The sequence below is a fragment of the Cypionkella sp. genome (genome assembly GCF_034376685.1).
Classification (GTDB): Bacteria; Pseudomonadota; Alphaproteobacteria; order Rhodobacterales; family Rhodobacteraceae; genus Cypionkella.
The window spans coordinates 1-21,350 of the sequence record NZ_JAXMJJ010000012.1; the positions used below are offsets into that span (position 1 = coordinate 1).

General features: G+C 62.8%; 21 protein-coding genes. 14 read left to right on the forward strand and 7 right to left on the reverse strand.

What is annotated here, in order from left to right; genetic code table 11:
- The 3 genes from U1A24_RS03095 to U1A24_RS03105 form a co-directional block, all read left to right on the forward strand.
- On the forward strand, positions 1–324 hold a 324-nt coding region (locus U1A24_RS03095), incomplete at its 5' end, for an aldehyde dehydrogenase family protein (RefSeq protein ID WP_322320526.1).
- Between the two features lie 3 nt (positions 325–327).
- On the forward strand, positions 328–1,488 hold the full coding sequence (locus tag U1A24_RS03100; protein ID WP_322320527.1) for an iron-containing alcohol dehydrogenase: 1,161 nt from the start codon (positions 328–330) through the stop codon (positions 1,486–1,488).
- 64 nt (positions 1,489–1,552) lie between these two features.
- Positions 1,553–2,794, forward strand: coding sequence for an FAD-binding oxidoreductase (locus tag U1A24_RS03105; RefSeq protein ID WP_322320528.1), 1,242 nt, complete (start codon positions 1,553–1,555; stop codon positions 2,792–2,794).
- Between the two features lie 156 nt (positions 2,795–2,950).
- Here the strand turns inward: U1A24_RS03105 and U1A24_RS03110 are convergent, their stop codons facing one another.
- On the reverse strand, positions 2,951–3,610 hold the full coding sequence (locus U1A24_RS03110; RefSeq protein WP_322320529.1) for a TerC family protein: 660 nt from the start codon (positions 3,608–3,610) through the stop codon (positions 2,951–2,953).
- 276 nt (positions 3,611–3,886) lie between these two features.
- Positions 3,887–4,873 (reverse strand): D-glycerate dehydrogenase, encoded by a 987-nt coding sequence (locus U1A24_RS03115; protein WP_322320530.1) that lies wholly within the window; start codon positions 4,871–4,873, stop codon positions 3,887–3,889.
- A 98-nt stretch (positions 4,874–4,971) separates the two neighbouring features.
- Here U1A24_RS03115 and U1A24_RS03120 point away from each other — a divergent pair, with 98 nt between their 5' ends.
- The 7 genes from U1A24_RS03120 to U1A24_RS03150 all read left to right on the forward strand — a co-directional run bounded on the left by U1A24_RS03120 (position 4,972) and on the right by U1A24_RS03150 (position 13,008).
- Positions 4,972–5,526 carry an SH3 domain-containing protein gene (locus U1A24_RS03120; RefSeq protein ID WP_322320531.1) on the forward strand — a complete coding sequence of 185 codons (555 nt, stop codon included), beginning with the start codon at positions 4,972–4,974 and terminating at the stop codon, positions 5,524–5,526.
- Positions 5,527–5,586: 60 nt separating this feature from the next.
- The gene (locus U1A24_RS03125) at positions 5,587–6,507 is read left to right on the forward strand and encodes a cation diffusion facilitator family transporter (RefSeq protein ID WP_322320532.1); all 921 of its coding nucleotides are present in this window, start codon (positions 5,587–5,589) and stop codon (positions 6,505–6,507) included.
- Between the two features lie 202 nt (positions 6,508–6,709).
- Entirely contained in the window at positions 6,710–7,354 is a 645-nt protein-coding gene (locus tag U1A24_RS03130) for a TetR family transcriptional regulator C-terminal domain-containing protein (RefSeq protein WP_322320533.1), read from the forward strand.
- Positions 7,351–8,538 (forward strand): pyridoxal phosphate-dependent aminotransferase, encoded by a 1,188-nt coding sequence (locus U1A24_RS03135; protein WP_322320534.1) that lies wholly within the window; start codon positions 7,351–7,353, stop codon positions 8,536–8,538. Before U1A24_RS03130 ends, U1A24_RS03135 begins: the two co-directional genes overlap by 4 nt.
- Positions 8,535–10,103 (forward strand): 5-guanidino-2-oxopentanoate decarboxylase, encoded by a 1,569-nt coding sequence (locus tag U1A24_RS03140; RefSeq protein WP_322320535.1) that lies wholly within the window; start codon positions 8,535–8,537, stop codon positions 10,101–10,103. The genes U1A24_RS03135 and U1A24_RS03140 overlap by 4 nt, the downstream gene beginning before the upstream one ends.
- A 126-nt stretch (positions 10,104–10,229) precedes the next feature.
- Positions 10,230–11,594, forward strand: a complete 1,365-nt coding sequence (locus U1A24_RS03145; protein WP_322320536.1) for an aspartate aminotransferase family protein — start codon at positions 10,230–10,232, stop codon at positions 11,592–11,594.
- 7 nt (positions 11,595–11,601) lie between these two features.
- Positions 11,602–13,008 carry a glutamine synthetase family protein gene (locus U1A24_RS03150; protein WP_322320537.1) on the forward strand — a complete coding sequence of 469 codons (1,407 nt, stop codon included), beginning with the start codon at positions 11,602–11,604 and terminating at the stop codon, positions 13,006–13,008.
- Between the two features lie 148 nt (positions 13,009–13,156).
- Here U1A24_RS03150 and U1A24_RS03155 read toward each other — a convergent pair whose 3' ends face one another.
- On the reverse strand, positions 13,157–13,882 hold the full coding sequence (locus tag U1A24_RS03155) for a sirohydrochlorin chelatase (RefSeq protein ID WP_322320538.1): 726 nt from the start codon (positions 13,880–13,882) through the stop codon (positions 13,157–13,159).
- Between the two features lie 217 nt (positions 13,883–14,099).
- Here U1A24_RS03155 and U1A24_RS03160 point away from each other — a divergent pair, with 217 nt between their 5' ends.
- Together U1A24_RS03160 and U1A24_RS03165 are read left to right on the forward strand one after the other, a co-directional pair.
- Positions 14,100–15,131, forward strand: coding sequence for a phosphotransferase (locus tag U1A24_RS03160; protein ID WP_322320539.1), 1,032 nt, complete (start codon positions 14,100–14,102; stop codon positions 15,129–15,131).
- Positions 15,128–16,447, forward strand: a complete 1,320-nt coding sequence (locus tag U1A24_RS03165) for an aspartate aminotransferase family protein (protein WP_322320540.1) — start codon at positions 15,128–15,130, stop codon at positions 16,445–16,447. Before U1A24_RS03160 ends, U1A24_RS03165 begins: the two co-directional genes overlap by 4 nt.
- A 59-nt stretch (positions 16,448–16,506) precedes the next feature.
- Here the strand turns inward: U1A24_RS03165 and U1A24_RS03170 are convergent, their stop codons facing one another.
- Positions 16,507–17,373, reverse strand: coding sequence for an endonuclease/exonuclease/phosphatase family protein (locus U1A24_RS03170; RefSeq protein WP_322320541.1), 867 nt, complete (start codon positions 17,371–17,373; stop codon positions 16,507–16,509).
- Positions 17,374–17,441: 68 nt separating this feature from the next.
- Between U1A24_RS03170 and U1A24_RS03175 the strand changes: the two genes are divergently transcribed.
- Positions 17,442–17,879 (forward strand): GNAT family N-acetyltransferase, encoded by a 438-nt coding sequence (locus U1A24_RS03175; protein WP_322320542.1) that lies wholly within the window; start codon positions 17,442–17,444, stop codon positions 17,877–17,879.
- A gap of 91 nt (positions 17,880–17,970) precedes the next feature.
- Here U1A24_RS03175 and U1A24_RS03180 read toward each other — a convergent pair whose 3' ends face one another.
- From U1A24_RS03180 to puuE, 3 genes are all read right to left on the reverse strand, one after another.
- Entirely contained in the window at positions 17,971–18,459 is a 489-nt protein-coding gene (locus tag U1A24_RS03180) for an ureidoglycolate lyase (RefSeq protein ID WP_322320543.1), read from the reverse strand.
- A 105-nt stretch (positions 18,460–18,564) separates the two neighbouring features.
- Positions 18,565–19,407 (reverse strand): bifunctional allantoicase/(S)-ureidoglycine aminohydrolase, encoded by an 843-nt coding sequence (locus U1A24_RS03185; RefSeq protein ID WP_322320544.1) that lies wholly within the window; start codon positions 19,405–19,407, stop codon positions 18,565–18,567.
- Positions 19,404–20,819, reverse strand: coding sequence for an allantoinase PuuE (gene puuE / locus U1A24_RS03190; RefSeq protein WP_322320545.1), 1,416 nt, complete (start codon positions 20,817–20,819; stop codon positions 19,404–19,406). The genes U1A24_RS03185 and puuE overlap by 4 nt, the downstream gene beginning before the upstream one ends.
- Before the next feature lie 137 nt (positions 20,820–20,956).
- On the opposite strand from puuE, the gene uraH reads away from it, so the two are divergent.
- Positions 20,957–21,310 carry a hydroxyisourate hydrolase gene (uraH, locus tag U1A24_RS03195; protein WP_322320546.1) on the forward strand — a complete coding sequence of 118 codons (354 nt, stop codon included), beginning with the start codon at positions 20,957–20,959 and terminating at the stop codon, positions 21,308–21,310.
- The last annotated feature ends 40 nt before the right edge of the window (positions 21,311–21,350 follow it).

A 21,350-nucleotide genomic window follows, 5' to 3' on the forward strand; every position in this document is an offset into this window, starting at 1 on the left:
GATCATTCGATGCGGGTGATGATGGAGGAATCCTTCGGCCCGGTCGTCGGCATCATGAAGGTCAAGGACGACGCCGAGGCGCTGCGCTTGATGAACGACAGCCCCTATGGCCTGACGGCCAGCATCTGGACCGAGGACTACGACACCGCCGCAGCCCTCGGCGCGCAGATTGAAACCGGCACCATCTTCATGAACCGCGCCGACTACCTCGACCCCGCGCTGTGTTGGACCGGCTGCAAAGACACCGGACGCGGCGGCAGCCTGTCTTACTTGGGCTTCCTGTCCGTCACCCGCCCGAAATCCTACCATCTGAAGAAAGTCTAAGCCATGACCCACAACGTTCCCAACCGGAACTGGTCTTACCCCACCGCGATCAAATTCGGCGTTGGCCGCATCAGCGAACTGGCCGAGCATTGCGCGAGCGCCGGGGTAAAAAAACCGCTGTTCGTCACCGACAAGGCCTTGGCATCGCTGCCAATCACCGCCGAAGCTGTGGCGATTTTGAAAGCGCACGGCCTTGGTACGGCGGTGTTTTCGGAAGTCGATCCGAACCCGAATGAAACCAACATGGCCGATGGCATCAAAGTCTATCTGGCGGGCGGCCATGACGGCGTGATCTGTTTCGGCGGCGGTTCGGCGCTGGATCTTGGCAAGATGATCGCCCTGATGGCGCATCAGCGCAAAGACCTGTCGGTGTGGGATCTGGAAGACATTGACGACTGGTTCACCCGCGCCGACGCCAGCAAAATCGCGCCGATCATCGCGGTGCCAACCACCGCTGGCACGGGGTCCGAGGTCGGTCGCGCGGGCGTTCTGACCAACTCGGGGACCCACAAGAAAAAGATCATCTTCCACCCCAAACTTCTGCCCGTAGTGGTGATCTGCGACCCGGCGCTCTCGGTGGGGATGCCAAAGTTCATCACCGCTGGCACTGGCATGGACGCGCTGGCGCATTGCCTTGAGGCCTATTCCTCGCCCTTCTACCACCCGATGAGCCAAGGCATCGCGCTGGAAGGCATGCGGCTGGTGTTTGAAAACCTGCCGAAAGTCTACGCCAACCCGACCGATCTCGACGCCCGCGCGCATATGATGTCGGCAGCGGCAATGGGGGCGGTGGCATTCCAGAAGGGTCTGGGGGCGATCCATTCGCTCAGCCACCCGGTTGGCGCCGTCTATGGCACCCATCACGGCACCACCAACGCCGTGGTGATGCCGATGGTGCTGGACATGAACCGTGCGGCGATTGAGGATCGCATCGAGAAAGCCGCCGCCTATCTGGGTATCAAAGGCGGCTTCGATGGCTTCCGAGCTGCTGTGATGGCGTTGCGGGCCGAGTTGAACATCCCCGCTAACCTCACCGCGATGGGGGTGAAGCGGGAGGATCTCGACATGCTGACCGAAATGGCGCTGGAGGATCCGTCCTGCGGCGGCAACCCGGTGGCGATGACGCAGGAAAACACCCGCGCGCTGTTTGAGGCCTGCATGTAACTTGAAAAGCGGCGGTTTCGGCGTGTAATCCACAGAAATTGCCGCCTTTACCTACGGACCCAACATGACCCAGCACCTCACCACTGATATCGCGATCCTTGGGGCGGGGGTCGTTGGGCTTGCTGTTGCCGAGGCTTTGACGGCTGAAGGGCACGAGGTGGTGCTGGTCGATCCGGGCCAACCCGGCATGGGCGCCAGCTATGGCAACGCCGGCACAATCGCCGATTACGCGGTGATGCCAGTGGGAAGCCCCGACGTGCTGCGCAACCTGCCGTCCCTCCTGCTGAACAAAAACTCACCCCTCGCCATCCGCCGCGCCGCCCTGCCCTCGCTGATGCCGTGGCTGGCACGGTTTGCGGTGCAATCCTTGCCCGGTGCCACCCGGCGCAACGCGGCGGCGATTGCGGCATTGGTTGCGGATGCTTGTCCGAGTTGGTTGGCTTTGGCCGAGCGGATCGGTGGCTCGGCGATCTTGCAGCACAAGGGGTGTTTGTATCTCTACGAAACGCAGGCCGCGTTCAAAGCCGCCGAGGCGGATATGGCGTTCCGGCGCACGCAGGGGATCACGGTGGAGTTGATCTCGCCCGAGACCCTCGCCGGGATGGAGCCGGGGCTGCCTGTCGTGGAAGGTGGGGCCGCGTTCTTTCCGAAGGCGGTGTTTCTGTCCGATCCGGGGTTGATGGTGCAAACCCTTGCCGCCCATGTTTTCAAGCGGTCTGGGTTCGTGCAGGCCGAGGCGCGCACGATCACCCGGCAGTTTGATGGCATCGTGGTGGAAGGCCCGGATCTGCGGCTGCGCGCCCGCAAGGTGATCATCGCAGCGGGGGCGCATTCAAAGGCGCTGGCGTTGCAGGCGGGGGATAAGGTGCCGTTGGATACCGAGCGGGGGTATCATGTGGAGTGGGATATGGCCGCACCCCGGCTGACCCGACCGACCTGCCCGACGTCGCGCGGGTTTTATCTGTGTCCGATGAGTGGCCGCCTTCGGGTGGCGGGGACGGTGGAGTTGGGGGGGCTGACGGCTCCGGCCTCGCCGCACCGGATCAGAAAACTTGTCGAGGGGGCGCGGGCGATCTTTCCAGACTTGGGCGCGCCTGATCGGGAGTGGATGGGGTTCCGGCCCTCGATGCCGGATTCGGTGCCGGTGATCGGGCCAAGCCGTGCCGGGGCGGAGATTATCCATGCTTACGGGCACGGGCATATCGGGCTGACTTTGGCCCCGATCACGGCAAGGCTGGTGGCAGGTTTGGTGGCGGGAAGGCCGCCGGAAGTGGATTTGACGCCGTATCTGCCCAGCAGGTTTTAGGATGGTCCCAACTCGGGACCATTTATAAGTGCATTATATCAACATGTTAGATTTGCGGATTTAACGGAATTTTAACACTTTCCGCACCAAATCTGTATCGCGCAGCAAAAAGCCGCCCCAAACAGGGGGCGGCTTTCGCGGCAGATGCCAGAGGGATCAGGCCAGATAGGCCAGTACGAAAGGTTGCACCTCGTGCCAACCTTCCCACATCATCTTGATCGCGACATAGACGATGATCAGCAGGCCGACATAGGCGATCCAGCGGTGCTTGTTCAGCAAGCGGGCGATGAAGGTTGCGGCTAGGCCCATCATGGCGATCGACAACGCCAGACCGATGATCAACACTGTCGGGTGATCTTTGGCGGCACCGGCCACGGCCAGCACGTTATCAAGGCTCATGGAAATATCGGCAATGACGATCTGCCAAGCGGCTTGCGCGAAGGTCTTGGTGGGTGCGCCCGAGGCCACGGTGCCGTCAGCATTGATGTCGCTGTCGGTCAGGGCTTCTTCTGCACGGTTATCCGCGCCGTGGTCAGCGCGCAGTTCTTTCCACATCTTCCAGCAGACCCAGAGCAACAGCAGGCCCCCGGCGAGCAGCAGGCCGACGATGGCAAGAAGCTGCGTGGTGACCAGCGCAAAGCCGATCCGCATCAGGGTGGCGGCAATGATGCCGACCAGAATGGCTTTGTTGCGTTGCTCTTTTGGCAGACCAGCGGCGGCAAGGCCGATGACGATGGCGTTGTCGCCTGCCAGCACAAGGTCAATACCTATGACCTGCATCAGGGCTACAAAGCCCTCGTATGTGAATATTTCCATGACTGTCCCGGTTCGAGTTGTTGTTATTGCGCGCTAGGTAGGGACTCGAGAAACCTATTTCAACCCGGCTATGCAAAAAGAGATAGGGGTAAAATGCAATAGCAATCGCCAAGCATAAGTCCTGCCACGCTTGGAGAGGCTCTTCAGTTAAGGGCCTCCGGCGGGGATATTTTTACCAATGTGAAATTGCGAAGGGCATAGCGATTTTATCTTGGCGGAAATACTCCCCGCGGAGCGCTCTACGGTGGCGGCTCGTGAAGAGATGCAAGCCCGTGGCTACAGCATCCCCGGCACCACCTGATCTGGTGGGCGGTGACCGTCGGCGAAAGTTTTGATGTTGATGATGACCTTTTCGCCCATCTCGATCCGGCCCTCGATGGTGGCCGAGCCCATGTGGGGCAGCAGCACGACATTGGGCAGGTCGCGCAGGGTCGGGTTGATCTCGGTGCCATGCTCATAGACGTCAAGCCCCGCGCCGCCGATCTCGCCCGCCTTCAGCCCGCGTGCGAGGGCGTTTTCGTCAATCACTTCGCCGCGTGAGGTGTTGATGATCACCGCTGTCGGTTTCAGCAGTTTCAGCCGACGGGCGTTCAGCAGATGGAAGGTCGACGGCGTGTGCGGGCAGTTGACGCTGATGATGTCCATGCGGGCGATCATCTGATCCAGGCTTTCCCAATAGGTGGCTTCCAGATCGGCCTCGATCTCGGGCCGCACGCGTTTGCGGTTGTGGTAATGCACCTGCATGCCAAAGGCGCGGGCGCGGCGGGCAACGGCCTGACCGATACGGCCCATCCCCAGGATGCCCAGACGGCGACCGCCAATCCGGCCACCGAGATTGGCCATCGGCGACCAGCCTTGCCACGCGCCAGCCTGCATCACCGCCAAGCCCTGCGGGATGCGGCGGGTGACTGAAAGCATCAACGCCAGTGTCATGTCGGCGGTATCATCGGTCACCGTGCCGGGAGTGTTTGACACCAGAATGCCACGCTGGCGGGCGGTGGCGACATCAATATGATCGACGCCAGAGCCATAGTTCGCGATCAGCTTCAGCTTGTCGCCCGCCTGCGCGATCAGGCCCGCATCAATCTGGTCGGTGATGGTGGGCACCAGCACATCACAGCGTCGCATTGCGCTCGCGAGGTCTTCGCGGCTCATCGCGACATCGGGGTCGCGCAGCTCGACGTCGAACAATTCCTTCATCCGGGTCTCGACGGCTTGCGGCAAACGTCGCGTCACGACAACGTTTAAGCGTGTTGCGGGCATGAAGGGCCTCCCTGCACTTCCAAATCAGCGTATTCTTTGGCAAAGTGGCCGGAAGCGGGGCAAGGCACAAGCCCCCGTCTGAAATCGGGGCGCGCAGGATGAACAGGAAGCAGTTTTTGATGGGCGCGGGCGCGGTGTTGCTGGCGGGCCGCGCTGTGGCGCAAGAGGTGGTGCCCGAGGCACCTGTCGCGACCAAGCCGAACGCCAAAGTTCCGCGCGATCCGAACAAGGGCCCGGTGACCAACCTGCCCCTGCCGCGCTATGTCAGCCTGAAGGGGCGCGAGGGCAATGTGCGGCGTGGGCCGGGGATGACGCATCGCATCGACTGGGTGTTCACCACCGCCGGGATGCCGTTGCGGATCACCGCCGAATATGACCGTTGGCGGCGGGTAGAGGATTTTCAGGGCATGGGTGGCTGGATGCAGTTCAACCTGCTGTCAGGCTCGCGCTCGGTGCTGATCACGCAGGATATGGCCGAGTTTCGCGCCACCCCCGAAGCTGGCACACAGGTGTCGTTTCAGGCAGAGCTGGGGGTGATCGGCAAGCTTATGGAATGCACCAAGGACTGGTGCCGGGTGAACGCGGATGGCGAGAAGGGCTGGATCTTGAAGACGGCTCTGTGGGGTGTCGATCCGAATGAGGTGATTGACTGACGCCTTGCGGTGCGGAGGCCACGGGGTTAAGGCGCGGGTCCGAAGTTTCAGGAGCGTAACATGAGCACAGCCGACAGCATGAAGTTGAACCTGTCGGCGGGCCTCGCTTCGGTGGCGATTGCCAGCGTGATGGTGGGTCTGAAGCTGTGGGCCTATGGCACGACCGGGTCGCTGTCGGTGGCGGCGTCGCTGGCTGATAGTGCGATGGATCTGATGGTCTCGCTGGGGGCGATGGCCGCGCTGATCTATGCCGCCAAGCCCGCCGATGAAGATCACGCCTTTGGCCATAGTTCGGCCGAGGATCTGGCGGCTTTGGGGCAGGCCTTGTTCGTGCTGATCTCGGCGGGGGTGATCACTTGGGCGGCGGTGTCGCGGCTGCTCGGGCCAGCCGAGCCGCATCTGGTGGGCGAAGGCGCGGGGATGCTGGTGATGGGCGTCTCGGTGGCGCTGACGGTGGTGCTGGTGTGGTGGCAGGGCCGGGTGGCCAAGCGCACCGGCAGCCGCGTGGTGGCAGCGGATCGCTTGCATTACATGGGCGATCTGTTGCCCAACATCGGCGCGATCATCTCGCTGTGGGCCTCGAAGACATTTGGCTTGGGCAGCATCGACTCGGTGGTGGCGCTGGCGGCGGCGGGGATTCTGGTGATCGGGGCGCTGCGGATCGGCAAGGGCGCGTTTGACGCGCTGATGGACCGCACCGCGGATGCCGAGATCGTCGATGGCATTGCCGCGATGGCGGCGACCTGGCCGGGGGTGCGCGGTTTTCACGATCTGAAAACCCGGATGGCGGGCAGCAAGGTGTTCGTCAACCTGCATATCGAGTTGGACGGCGCGCAATCCTTGCGCGAGGCGCATGCAATTGGCGCGGCGCTGCGGAGGGCGATATTGGACGCCTATCCACAAGCGGATGTGATCATCCACAAGGATGTGGCAGAAGTCCCCGAAGCCTCGATGCGCGACAACCCGCGCAAGACGCTGTAACCGCAGCTGACAGCCGCTTCAAAGCCGTTCTGTCGATTTCACCGCTTTGTGGCGTGGCCATTTTGCGCTATACTTCCACCTGCGTGCGACGATGGCGTTGCGCGCAAATACCCACAAAAATTTTCGGAAGACTTGCAACAAGCCCGACTCCGTCTCATATTGGAAATGAATTACACATCCGTATAACAAGAATGCCCTACCCATGCAGCCTCGCCGCCCCTATCGCCGGGAAAGTGAAGAACGCCGCCGCGAGGATTTGATCGCGGCAGCGCTTGATCTGGTCGCGGAAGGCGGGCTTCATGCGGCGACGGTGCGCGCGATTGCAGATCGCGCGGGGGTGACGCCGGGGTTGATCCGACATTACTTCACCTCAAAGGAAGAGCTGACCCGCGTGGCCTATCAGCGCTTGATGGAGCAGATGACCCGCGACTCGGCGGCGGTGCTGCTGGATGGGGCGAACAACCCGACGGCGCAGCTGGCGAACTTCACCGCAGCCTCGGTCAGCCCTCCGGTCGCGGATTCGGTGGCGGTGGGATTGTGGGCCGCCTTTGTGCATGACGTGCGCCGCGATGCCGCAATGCGCGAAATCCACACCGCAAACTATCTTGCCTTTCGCGACATGTTGCAGCGGTTGATCGCCGCCCTGCCCCGCAGTTCCAGCGACGCGCAACTGCGCCGCGATGCCATCGCCTGCAACGGGGTGATTGACGGGCTGTGGCTGGAAGGCTCGATCCTGCCCGAAGCCTTCGCCCCAGGCGAAATCATCTCTATCGCGCTGACCTCGGTGGGCGCGATCCTGAACGTTGACCTTGTTGCCGCTTATCAGCCAGATCGGACCCAGCCATGAAATATGCCACCATCACCGAGCGCCTTGCCCATCTGGGCGGGGCCAAATGGGAGGTGCACGCCCGCGCCAAAGCCCTGCAAGCGGCGGGCAAGCCTGTGATTCAATTGACGATTGGCGAGCCTGATGTGGCAACCCCGCCCGCGCTGATTGCCGAGGCACAGCGCGCGATGGATGCGGGCCGACTGGGCTATTCCAACGGCCGGGGCGAGCCTGCCTTGCTTGCTGCATTGGCGGCGCGCTATTCCAAGCGCACGGGCCGCGTGATTTCGACCGAGCAGATCGCCTGCCTGCCCGGCACGCAAACCTCGCTTTACGCCGTGCTGTTGACGCTGACCGGACCTGGAGATGAGGTGCTGGTCGGAGATCCGCTCTATGCGACCTATGAGGGCTTGATTGCTTCCACGGGCGCGGTTGCGGTGCCGGTGCCGCTGCGGGCGGAAGCTGGCTTTCGGATGCAGGCGGCGGATGTGGCGGCGCGCATTACCCCGCGCAGCCGGATGATTTTTCTGAACACACCGCACAATCCGACCGGGGCGATCCTGACCGCCGACGATCTGGCCGCCTTGGGGGCTTTGGCGCAACAGCATGACCTGTGGATGCTGAGCGACGAGGTTTATGAGGAACTGGTGTTTGCAGGCGGGCAGTTTGCCTCGCCATTGGACAACGTTGATCTAGCGGATCGCGTGGTGGTGACGGCCTCTATCTCGAAATCCCACGCGGCACCGGGGTTCCGTTCTGGCTGGTGCGTCGGGCCCGAGGAATTCTCGGCGCGGCTGCTGCCGGTGGCGGAAACCATGCTGTTTGGCAACCAGCCGTTCATCGCGGATATGACCGCTTTGGCGGTCTCGGCACCTTCGGAAGTGGCGCAGGGCATGGCGACGCGCTTCGCACGGCGGGCGGCGCTGATCTATGAAAAGCTGAACAGCGTGAACGGCTTGCGGGTGCATAAGCCCGATGCGGGGATGTTCACGGTGGTCGACGTGAACGCCACGGGTCTGAGTGGCGAGTGTTTTGCGCTGGGGCTGTTGGCGGATGAAGGCGTGGCTGTGATGCCGGGCGAAAGCTTTGGCGCGGCACTTGCGGGCTGGATCAGGATCAGCCTGACTCAGGACGATGCCCTGGTGGCTGAAGCCTGCGCACGAATCGCGCGCTATGCGGCGTTGAAGCAAGGAATGGCGGCATGAAGACGGTTGGCGAGCGTTTGGTTGAAGGCTTGGCGGCGCGCGGGGTCGAGGTGATTTTCGGCATTCCCGGCGTGCATACCGTTGAGATGTATCGCGGGTTGTCGGGATCGCCGGTGCGCCATGTGACGGCGCGGCACGAGCAGGGCTGTGCCTTCATGGCCGATGGCTATGCGCGGGTCTCGGGCAAGCCGGGGGTGGCGTTGGTGATCACCGGGCCGGGGATTTTGAACACGCTGACCGCGATGGGCCAAGCGGCGGCGGATTCTGTGCCGATGCTGGTGATTTCCGGGGTGAACCGGCGCGATTCCTTGGGCTTGGGTCTGGGGTTGTTGCATGAGTTGCCAGATCAGGCGGCTATGGTGCGGCCTTTGTGCCCGACGCGGCAGATTTTGGCTGCGTCTGAAGTGGGCGAGGTTTTGGACTGGGCTTTTGCCACAATGGCGACCGGCCGTCCCGGCCCGGTGCATATCGAAGTGCCGACCGATGTGATGCCGCTGGACTGTGACGCTTTGCCCGCCCCTGCCGCCCTGCCCGTGGCAGCGCTGCCGGATTTGAGCGCGGCGGTGGCGAAGTTGAATGCGTCCGGCAGCGTGGTTATTTTGGCGGGTGGCGGCGCGCGCGGGCAAGAGGCGGCGTTGCAGGCTTTGGCTGAGAAGTTGGATGCTCCGGTTGTGCAGACGGTGAATGCGCGCGGCATGATGTATGGGCATCCGTTGGTGGTGCCAGCCTCGCCCAGCTTGGATGCCCCGCGTGCGTTGATTGCGCAGGCGGATCAGGTGCTGGCGATTGGCACCGAATTTGGCCCGACCGATTACGATATGTATGTGCGGGGCGGTTTCCCGGATTTGTCGGGGATGATCCGGGTGGATATTTGTGCGCGTCAGTTGGCGCGGCATAAGGCGGGCGTGACGCTGCATGGCGACGCTGGCGCAGTGATGGCGGGATTGCTGCCGCTGGTCACGCCGAAGCAGGCTGATGGCGCGGCGCGGGCTTCGGTCGCGCGCACAGCGGCGCGGGCGGAGTTGGGTGAGTTGGACGTGCTGATGCCCGGGCGGTTGGAGATGGTGGAGACCATCCGTTCTGCCATGCCGGGGGCGCTGATTGTCGGTGACAGCACGCAAGCGATCTACGCCGCGAACCTCTATTACGACCACGACCGCGCGGGCGGCTGGTTCAACGCCGCCACCGGGTTTGGCGCTTTGGGCTATGGGCCGGGGGCTGCGGTGGGGGCTGCCTTGGCGGCTCCCGGCGCGGAAGTGGTCTGCCTGATCGGCGATGGCGGCTTGCAGTTCAGCCCCGGTGAGTTGCGCACAGCGGTGGATGAACGCTTGGCCGTGACGTTTATTGTCTGGAACAACGCGGCGTTTGGCGAGATTGCCGATGCGATGCGCGGGGCGAATACCGAGGTGATCGGCTGTTCTCCAAGCCCTTTGAACATGGAGCCGTTTGCCGCCGCCTGCGATCTGCCGTTTGCCAGCGTGCCATTGGACCCCGAGGCGCTGCACGCGGCGCTGATGCAGCCGCATTCCGGCCCAAGGATGATCGAGGTGCGGGTGGCAAGGTAGCCGATTTTCGCGCGAAAATCGTAGACGGAATTCGCTACGAATTCCGATTTCGGGGCGCGGCTGTCGCGCCCCTTTCTTTTGATCAAATTATTTGGCATAAGGTCGCAAGTCCTGAAAGGTGCCCTCATGTCCGACTCTCTGATCGCCGGAATTACCCCTGCCCGTTTGGAAAAACTGCGCGCGCGTGAAGCGAAGCGCTTTGCGCAAGGCCGCCCGAAGGCCCGTGCCGCTTTGGACAAAGCCGCCGATGCCTTCCTTGACGGCGTGCCGTTGCATTGGATGAAAGACTGGCCGATGCCGCATCTGCCGTTGATCGCCTCCGCCAAGGGTGCGCGGATCACCGATATTGATGGCTATGAGATCGACGATTTCTGTCTGGGCGATACCGGCAGCATGTTCGGCCACTCGCCTGCCCCGGTGGCAAAGGCCATCCGGCACCAAGCGACGCGCGGGCTGACCTATATGCTGCCCTCGGAAGACGCGTTGGACGCGGGCCGCCTGCTGACCCAGCGTTTCGGTGATTTCCGCTGGCAGATCGCCACCACTGCGACCGATGCGAACCGCTTCGCCATTCGCGTTGCCCGCGCCATCACTGGGCGGGCAAAAATCCTGGTGTTCAACGGCTGCTATCACGGCACCGTCGATGACGCGATGGTCGAGCTTTCCAATGGTGTGACGCAGAACCGCGCAGGGCTGATGGGACAAGTCGCCGACCTGACCCTCGGCGCTGTCGCTTGTGAATTCAATGACTTGTCCGGGGTGGAGGCGGCGCTCGCCAAGGGTGATGTCGCGGCAATTCTGACCGAACCTGTGATGACCAATTCCTGCATGGTGCTGCCCGACCCCGGCTTCCACGACGGCCTGCGCGCGCTGGCGCGCAAATACGGCGCGTTGTTGATGATCGACGAGACGCATACGATTTCCAGCGGGCTTGGCGGCTATACCGGGGTCCACAACCTGCAACCCGATATCTTCGTGGTCGGCAAATGCGTGGCGGGCGGAATGCCCACCGCCGTCTGGGGCCTCACCCCGGAAACTGCGGCGCGCTATGAGGCGGCCAATGCGGCCCGCGCGCCCGGTCATTCCGGTATGGGCACCACGCTTTCGGCCAATCCGATGCAGTTCGCCTGCCTGAAAGCCACGCTTGCCGAGGTGATGACAGCGAAAAACTATGCCCATATGGACAGCCTTGCCGACCGCCTTGCCTCTGGTCTTGCCAAAGTGATCACCCGCCACAAAGCGCCGTGGCATGTGGTGCGGGTTGGCGCGCGGGTGGAGTTCATCTGCGCCCCCGGCCCGTTGCACAACGGCACCGAAGCCGCTTTTGCGCATCAGCCGAGCGTCGAATCCGCGCTGCATGTCGCGCTGCTGAACCGGGGCTGCCTGATCGCACCCTTCCACAACATGATGCTGATCAGCCCCGCCACCAAGAAGCGTCAGGTTGACCGTTTGATCGCTGCCTTCGACGAAACCCTTTCAGACCTGTTTTGAGATAGCCATGCCCCATACCGCGACCGATACCCACAGCCCCTCTGGTTCCACCGTTGCCGAGGCCGAAGCTTTCCTTGAAGCCCATCCTGAGATTGAGGCGTTTGACATCGTTTTGCACGATGCCAACGGCATTGGCCGCGGCAAGATCATCCGGCGGCATGAGCTGTTGGGCATGTTCAAATCCGGGCGGCATTTGCCGATCTCGATCCTTGGCCTCGATATTTGCGGCGAGGATGTGCATGAGACCGGGCTGATCTGGGATCAGGGCGATGGCGACCGTCGCGCTTGGCCGCTGCCCGGCACCTTGCGCCCGATCCACGCCAGCAAACCGCCACGCGGCGAGGTGCTGATGTGCGTCTATAATCTTGACGGCACGCCGATGTCGTCGGACCCCCGCCACGCCTTGCAGCGGCAGGTGGATGCTTTGGCCGCCGAAGGCCTGCACCCCGCGGGCGCGTTCGAGTTGGAATTCTTCCTGCTGGCCAACGAGCGCGGCCCGGATGGTAAAATGGTGCCCGCCCGTGATGTGCTGGACGGGCGGCGCAACAGTAAAACCGATGTCTATTCGGTGGATCAGCTGCACGGCATGTTGCCACTGTTCAACGATATCTACGCCGATGCCGCGAAAGCCGGAATCAAGGCGGAGACGCTGATTTCCGAATTCGCGCCGGGACAGTATGAGCTGACTTTGCATTACCGCGAAGACGTGATGCAGGCGGCGGATGATCTGATGCGGCTGAAGCGGATGGTGCGTTACCACGCGCGCCAGCATGGGGTGACCGCCTGTTTCATGGCGAAACCGAACGAGGATTACGCCGGATCGGGCATGCATTTCCACGTCTCGATGCTGAATGATGCGGGCAAGAACGTGTTTATCGAGGCGGTTGAGGGCCAGTATAACGACACCATCCTGCACGCCTTGGGCGGCTTGCGCGCGACGATGGCCGAGTCGATGCTGATCTTCGCGCCGCACGCGAATTCCTGGCGGCGGTTTGCCTCGAACTCCTATGCGCCGGTGTCGCCGACTTGGGGGGTGAACAACCGCTCGGTGGCTTTGCGCATTCCCGCAGGTGATATCCGCGCGCGGCGGATCGAACATCGCCCGGCAGGCGTCGATGCCAACGCCTATCTGGTGGCTGCTACGGTTCTGGCGGGCATCCGGCACGGCATGGCCCACCGGATGGATCCGGGGCCGGAAACCACCGGAAACGGCTATACCGATGTGTCCGATGCCCCGCCGATTCCGGTGGATTGGAGATCAGCGATCGAGGCGGCGAAGGCTTCGGCGTTTTTGAAGGACGCCTTGGGCGAGGATATGCACCGCACCTTCACAGCGATCAAAGCCGCGGAATATGCGCGGGTGATGCGGACGGTGTCGGAAGTGGATTTCGATCTCTATCTGCATACGGTCTGACGGCTGAGAGGTTGGCTGCCTCCGGCGGGGATATTTCCGCCAAGATGAAATGACGGGCGTTAGCGTCATCCCCAGTGCTCAAATATCCGGGCCGGAATGCGCGCATTCCGGTTCGCCGGAGGCTTTTTGATCGGCAAAGAGTGCGGCCCTAGCCGCGTTTATACCGACAGTCCTGCGTGCAGACCGGGCTTGCCGCGCGGATAGCTTCGGCGATCAGGGCGGGGATTTCGAGGCGCAAACCGAGGGCGGCCAGCAGGGTGCCGCTGAACCCCGCGCTGGCCAAGGCTTCGGGGATGTCGGTGGTGACATGGCCGCCAGAGGCTGCGAAGAACGGCAGGCAGATGGCGTGATCCCCAATTGCGGGCAGGTCTTTCAGTTGCGGGGTTTGGTCGATGAAGGCGACATGAACCTCGCAGCCGAGTTCGGTGCGGATTTTGGCGGCGACATGGCCCGCGATGTCGGACGGGACCGACGATTTCGATGAGCCGTGGGCGGCGAGGATGATCGGGCCTGCGCGGGTTTGCAGAGCTTCGGCGGCGGTTTTGATGGTGAGGGCGTGCAGGCTGGCGAGGCAGCCCAGCGGCTCCAGCACCTGCCAGCCCTGCGCCCCTGCGGCGGTCAGGCGGGCGGGAAGGTGGGTGCGGGTGAACCAGCCTCCGGCCATGAACAGCGGAAACAGCAAGCCGCCCTGCCCCAGTTTGGCGATGGCTTTGGCAAGGGCATCGGGTTCAGCGAGGGTGGCAGAGGCGATGGTTTGGCTGGGCAGATGCGCCGCCACTTTTGCCGTCAGATTGGCCAGTTCTGCGGCGGCAGGTCCGGGGTCGGAGGGTTGGCCGTGCGCTACGATCAGGACAGGGGGCAGGACGGCGGGCATAAAGGCTCCTTGGTTGGGGCCTAAGGTAGAGCAAGCGGGGCGCAGAGCAAGGGATCTGCTGTGAAAAGAGCTGTGTCCGCGCGTGGACAGGCGGGCGGATTATATGATTTCAAGAGGTTATGCCGGGGTTCTTCATGCTCTGTTAAGGATTGCACCCCTGCCCTGCCCCCTCAAATCTGGGGGCAGGTGCTTGACACTCCGCCCGGCGAGAGGCCTGATGCGCGCAGTCAAAACCGGACCGAACATGAATGATGCACGCTTGGGCGAGGTATTGTCCTCTGCCCCGCCTTTATTGACCGATGCCGAAGCTTTGGGCCTTGCGCGCGCGCATTTTGGCGTGGACGGCGCGCTCAAACGGCTGACCTCGGAGCGCGATCTGAACATTCGGATCACCACGCCCGGTCAGACCTATGTGCTGAAACTCGCCAACCCTGCCGAGCCTGCCGAGGTGACCGATTTCCAGACCAAGGCGCTGCTGCATCTGGAGGCATCGCAGCTGCCGGTGCCAAAGGTGATCCGCACCACCACCGGCGCGACCGAAGTGATCACGCCGCATGGCACCCTGCGGCTGCTGACCTATCTGGAGGGCACGCCGCAGCATCTGACGCCGCGCACCCCGGCGCAGGCGCGTGCGATGGCAGCGATGGCGGCGCGGTTGACGCAGGGTTTGGCCGGGTTTGCGCATCCGGCGGCGGGCTATGTGCTGCAATGGGATATCAAGCAGGCCAGCGCTTTGCGACCAATGCTGGCAGCGGTGCCAGAGGATATGCAGGCGCTGGCGCGCAAGGCACTGGACCGCTTTGACGCGCTGGCGCCCGAGCTCGCGGGGCTGCGCTGGCAAGTGGTGCACAATGATCTGAACCCGCATAACGTGCTGGTTTCGCCCGACAATCCTGATGAGATCGCAGGCGTTCTGGACTTTGGCGATATGGTGCGCACGCCGCTGATCTGCGATGCGGCGGTTGCTGCGTCTTATTGCGTGGAACCTGACCGCCCGCTGGAAAGCCTGCTGAATTTCGCCCGCGCTTATCATGCGGTCTTGCCGCTTTTGCCCGCAGAGGCACGCCTGTTCCCCGATCTGGTTGCGACGCGGATGCTGACGACGCTGACCATCGCCTCGGCGCGGGCGCAGGCTTACCCGGGCAACGCGCCTTATATCCTGCGCAATGTCGCGACCGCCCGCGAAGGGCTAGCGGCACTGGCGGGCATCCCGCGCGGCGATTCGCTTAACGCCTTGGAGGCATTATGAAAAACGACGGAACCATGGTGAATGCCTATGTGCCCGGCAAGGGCGATTTGTCGGCAGCGGATCAGGCGCTGGTGGCGCGCAGGGTTAAGGCCTTGGGGCCAGCTTACCGCCTGTTCTATGAAACCCCGGTGCATCTTGTACGCGGCGAAGGCGTTTGGCTCTATGACGGCGCGGGCAACGCCTATCTGGATACCTATAACAATGTGGCGTCTGTGGGCCATTGCCATCCTGCCGTGGTGGCGGCAACCGCGAAGCAGGCGGCGATTCTTTCCAGCCACACGCGGTATTTGCACGACACCGTGCTGGATTATGCCGAGCGGTTGCTGGCGACGTTTCCGGTCGAGCTTTCGCATGTGATGTTCACCTGCACCGGGTCGGAAGCCAATGATCTGGCGTTTCGGATTGCCCGCGCGCATACGGGTGGGACCGGGTTTATCGTCACGGAAAATGCTTATCATGGCGTGACTTACGCGATTGCGGGCATGTCGCCTTCCTTGGGCGAAGGCGTGGCTTTGGGCGAGCATGTGCGGACGGTGCGCGCCCCCGATCCCTTGCGGATGACGGGCGATCTGGGGGCGGCGTTTGCGGCAGAAGTGCAGGCTGCGATTGACGATATGCTGCGGCATGGCATCAAACCTGCGGGGCTGATCGTCGATACGATCTTCTCCTCGGACGGGGTGTTTGAGGGGCCCGCGGGGTTCCTAGCCCCGGCTGTGGCGGCCATTCGGGCTGCGGGTGGGGTGTTTATCGCCGACGAAGTGCAGCCCGGATTTGGCCGCTGTGGCGAGACGATGTGGGGCTTTCAGCGCCATGGGATTCTGCCCGATCTGGTCAGTTTGGGCAAGCCGATGGGCAATGGCTATCCGGTGGCGGGGCTGGTGATGCGGCCCGAGGTGATCGCGGCCTTTGGCGCAAAAGCGCGCTATTTCAACACCTTCGGCGGCAATGCTGTGGCGGCAGCGACGGCAATGGCGGTGCTGGAGGTGATTGAGACCGAAGGCTTGCAAGAGAATGCGCGCGTGGTGGGCGGCTATTTTGCTGATGGCTTGCGGGAGATGGCTACGCGGTTTGACTGCCTGGGGCCGTTGCGCGCGGCAGGATTGTTCTTGGGGCAAGAGATTGTCTCGGGCGGGCCACTGGACGCGGATGCAGAGAAAACCGCGCGGATCGTCAATGGCTTGAGGGAGGCGCGGGTGTTGATTTCGGCCACAGGGCCAAGGTCGAACGTGCTGAAGATCCGCCCGCCCTTGGTGTTTTCCAAGGCGAATGTCGATCACTTCCTGACGGCGTTTGAGGGGGTTTTGGCGCGGGTGTAGGGTGTGTGCTTGCACGCACCTTAAGGGGGTCTTGCCCATGGTGCGTGCAAGCACGCACCCTACATTTCCACCCACAGCGGGTGATGGTCTGAGGCGACTTCGCTGTTGTCGGTCCACGCGCGGCGCAGATGCGGGGTCAGATCATTGGTCACAAAGCAATGGTCCAACTGGCGCAGGCGGGTCGCTCCGGCGATGATTTTCTCATGCGTGTGCAAGGTTTGGCCCAGATGCGCGATGGCGTTGGTCAGCCCACCCGCATAAAGCGCGCCGGGGTGGTAGGGGGTTTGGCCTGCGATGCGGGCGTGCTCGGCGCTGCCGGGTTCGCAGTTGAAATCGCCCATCCAGATTGCGGTTTGCGGACAGGGCGGCTCGGGTTGGTTCTCGGTCCAGTTGCGGGACGACTCATCGTCGCGGCCAGACCACGGCCCGCCGGTGTGGGGGATTTGCGCATGCAAGTGCAGCAGGTGGTCGATCTGGGCGAGGCGTTCTTCGGTGCCGACATGCGCGAGATGGATGGACAGCACGCGGATCGGGCCGAGCGGCGTGACGATCATGGCTTCCAGCGCGGGGTTTTGCGTGTTGAGCGGCGTGAGCATCCGGCGCATCGGCAAGAGGTGCAGGCGGGTCCACAGGATCGGCCAGCGCGACAGGATCATGGTGCCGAACTGACGGCGGCGGTTGATCACACGCGTGCCGTCGTGGGTCGAGGCATCCATATCAAAAGCGGGGCCGTAGGCGGTGTAATACTGCGGCAGCAGGCGTTCGAGGATCGCGGGTTGGTCGTCGTGGTTGGTGCGCGACCAGTGGCGTTCGACCTCTTGCAGCGCGATGATATCCGCGCCGTCGATCACTCGGGCGGCACGGGTCAGGTCATACTGGCCGTCCGTGCCAAAGCCGTATTGGATGTTATAGCTGAGCAATTTCATGGCGGCAGGCTAGCGGTGCAGCGTTGGCTTGGCTAGGCTGCGGGCGACATGGGATGAGGAGAAAAGCGATGATCGTGCGGGCAGTGGCGGCGGCGGACCTTGCGGCATGGGGGCGGCTTTATGCCGGATATGCGGCGTTTTATGGCGTGACGCAGACCGACGAGATGCGGGCGACGGTGTGGGGTTGGCTGATGGATGCAGACCACGGCACCGAGGGTTTGGTGGCGGAAGTGGATGGTGCGGTGGTAGGACTGGCGCATTACCGGGTCTTCGCACGGCCTTTGTCTGCGAGCGTCGGTGGGTTCCTCGATGATCTGTTTGTCGGACCGGAAGCGCGGGGCACCGGGGCGGCAGAGGCTTTGGTGCAGGGCGTGGCGGATGTCGGGCGCAAGCGCGGCTGGACTCTGATCCGCTGGATCACCGCCGAGGACAACTACCGCGCGCGCGGGCTGTATGACCGGGTGGCCGAGAAGGCGAAATGGGTGACCTATGATATCAAGCTGTAGGGTGACTTTTACCTCTGCTTAACGACTGTGACGGTTTGTTAAACACTGTGACAGTGCGTTAAGCCTGATTTGGGCCGATTGTGACAACGCGTTAACCGCGTTGCACCACCCAGGGCTGCGGGTAGCAGTATTCTTCTAGGTTCGCACTCGGCCCGATGCGGTCCACCACGGCAAACAGGCCGGGGGGGTGCAGCGGGGTGAGGACGCCGTGCCAGATGCCGCGATGCAGGTTGATCGCCTGCGCGCCATTGGTCAGGAAGGCGCGGGGTTTGTCGTTGGGGCTGGTGGCCACGATGACAAGGAAGGGGTGTTGCGTCATCGGGATGAAGGCTTGAGAGCCTTCAGGGTGGCGCTCGATCAGATCGAATGTGTAGGGCAAATCCCGCGGGGTGGCGTTGAAAATCGACAGGCCGGGGCGGTTTTGCGGATCGGCTTCGGGCGCGAAATCGAGGCGGGCGCGGTCGTGGTGGCGCTGGCACATGCCTTCGTTGATCAGGCGGTGATCTCCGGTGGCGTCCAGCACGTCCCCGAACGGGGCAAAGGCGGCGGCGGTGAGGGGTTCGGGGTAGATATTGGGCATGGTGCGCCTTGGGCTTGTGGCGAAGCGAGGAGTTTCACACCCCTCGCGCTCCCCGTGGGATATTTGAGCCAAGATGAAACAATTTTAAGCACGTTTCAGGTAGATTTAGCGGCTGGGGCGGTAGGCTCCAGGGCCGCGCAGGTTGGCGTGGCGGTTGACATCCTTGTAGAGCAGATAGCGGAAGCGGCCGGGGCCAGCGGCGTAGCAGGCTTGCGGGCAATAGGCGCGCAGCCACATGAAATCGCCAGCCTCGACCTCGACCCAATCCTGGTTGAGTTTGTAAACCGCTTTGCCTTCAAGCACATAGAGGCCGTGCTCCATGACATGGGTTTCTTCAAACGGGATCACGCCGCCGGGTTGGAAGGTGACGATGTTGACATGGGCATCGTAGCGCACATCGGTTGGATCGACGAAGCGGGTGGTGCCCCAGACGCCATTGGTGTCGGGCATCAGGCTGAGGCCAACGTCTTTTTCGTTGATCACGAAGGCGGGCGGGATCTCGACACCGGGGGCAGGCTCGTAAAGTTTGCGGATCCAGTGGAAGCGGGCGGGTGCATTGCCTTCGGCGAGCAAGCGCCATTTTGCCCCCGGTGGGATGAAGGCATAGCCGCCTGCGTCCAGCTCATATCCCACGCCGTCGATGGTGAGGGTGATCAACCCGCCTGTGACGAACAGGAAATGTTCGGCCCCGGCTTCGGCATCGGGGGCGTCAGAGCCGCCGCCGGGGGCAACCTCCATCACATATTGGCTGAAGGTTTCGGAGAAGCCCGACATAGGCCGCGCGATCAGCCAGAGTTTGGTGTGACGCCAGCCCGGTAGGCAACTGGTCAGGATGTCGGAAAAGCAGCCTTTCGGGATGAAAGCGTAAGCGTTGGTGAAGACCGCGCGGCCTGTCATCAGCGTGGTTTGGGCGGGCAGGCCGCCGGGGGGGGCGTAATAGGGGCTCATGGCAATTGATCCTTCAGGCGCAGCTCCGCGATGCGTTCGACTTGGGCGCAGGCGGTTTTGAATTCGGTGTCGGTGTCGTTTGCGATGCGGGTTTGGAAGGCCGCAAGGATTTGCGCTTTGCTATGGTCGCGCACGGCGATGATGAAGGGGAAGCCGTGTTTGGCGGTGTATTGCGCGTTGAGCTGCTGGAATGCGGCGCGCTCGGCATCGGTGAGAGCGTCCAGCGCGGCGCTGGCTTGTTCGGCCGTGGACTCGGGCGTCAGCTGTTTCGCGGCGGCGAGTTTGCCCGCAAGGTCGGGGTGGGCTTGCAGCACGCCGAGGCGTTCGGCGGGGCTGGCAGATCGGAACATCCGGGCGAGCGCATTGTGCAGGCCTGCGGCGCTGTCATGGGCGGGGCCAAGTTCCAGATCATAGGCGCGGTCAGCAATCCACGGCGAATGTTCGAAAATGGAACCATAGGCGGCGATGAAGCGATCTCGCGCCATCTGCGACGGCCGCTCGAAGCGCTTGTGCGGATGGGTTTTTGCCCAATGTTCGGCGATTTCAATACGACGGGGAAACCACACGTCATTGTGGGATTTTGCATAGTCTAGGAAACGCTTCAGCCCTGCGATCTTGCCGGGGCGGCCAATCAGGCGGCAGTGCAAGCCGATGGAAAACATCTTCGCCCTGCCCTCTTGGCCTTCCGCATAGAGAATGTCGAAGCTGTCTTTCAGGTATTGAAAGAACTGCTGGCCTTCGATGTAGCCGGGGGCTGTGGCGAAGCGCATGTCGTTGGCTTCCAGCGTGTAGGGGATCACCAGTTGATCGCGGTCGCCCACCTCGCGCCAATACGGCAGATCGTCGTCATAGGTGTCAGATATCCAGTCAAACTGCCCGGTCTCGGCGGTGAGATCGACGGTGTTGAGCGAACAGCGGCCCGTATACCAGCCGCGGGGCGGTTCGCCCACGACTTCGGTGTGCAGGCGGATCGACTCGGCGATCTGGCGACGTTCTTCCTCAAGCGGCATATCGCGGTGATCGACCCATTTCAGGCCGTGGCTGGCAATCTCCCACCCGGCGGATTTCATCGCCGCCACTTGTTCCGGGTTGCGCGCCAAAGCCGTCGACACCCCGTAGATCGTCACTGGGATATCCATGCCGGTGAACAGGCGGTGCAGACGCCAGAAGCCCGCGCGCGCGCCATAATCGTAGATCGATTCCATGTTCCAATGCCGCTGACCGGGCCAAGGGGCAGCGCCTGCGATGTCGGACAGGAACGCCTCACATTGGCCATCACCGTGCAGGATGTTGTTCTCGCCGCCCTCTTCGTAGTTCAGCACCAGCGACACTGCGATTTTGGCACCGCCCGGCCAGGCAGCATCGGGGGTATCGGGGCCGTGGCCACGGAAATCGCGGGGGTAGCGGGACATGGGGGACTCCTGTTTGTTGCAGACTATATCGAATATCGACGCGGGTTTATCAAATAATCCCGAAAGGAGTTTTGCGGCTTGGCAGGGGCTACGCAGGCGGGCAAGCTGGGATAGACTGGCGTAAAATGGGGGCTGATATGGGCAAGTTGACCACGCATGTGCTGGATACCGCCAAGGGCAAACCTGCGCATGGGGTGAAGATCATGCTCTACCGGATCAGCGGGATGAGCCACAAAAAGATTGCGGAAACCGTGACCAATGCCGATGGCCGGACGGAGGCACCGATGCTGGAGGGCAAGGCGCTGAAGGCCGGGGTGTATGAGCTGGTGTTTTGCGCCGGGGAATATCTGATGGCCTCGGGGCAGGCCACGGGCGATGTGCTGTTCCTAGATGAAATCCCGATCCGGTTTGGCGTCGCGGATGCGACCGGGCATTACCATGTGCCGCTGTTGATCTCGCCCTTCGCCTATTCGACCTATCGCGGCAGTTAGGCGCAGCAGGCGGTCAAGGCTTGCAAATCTGCCGTCGCAG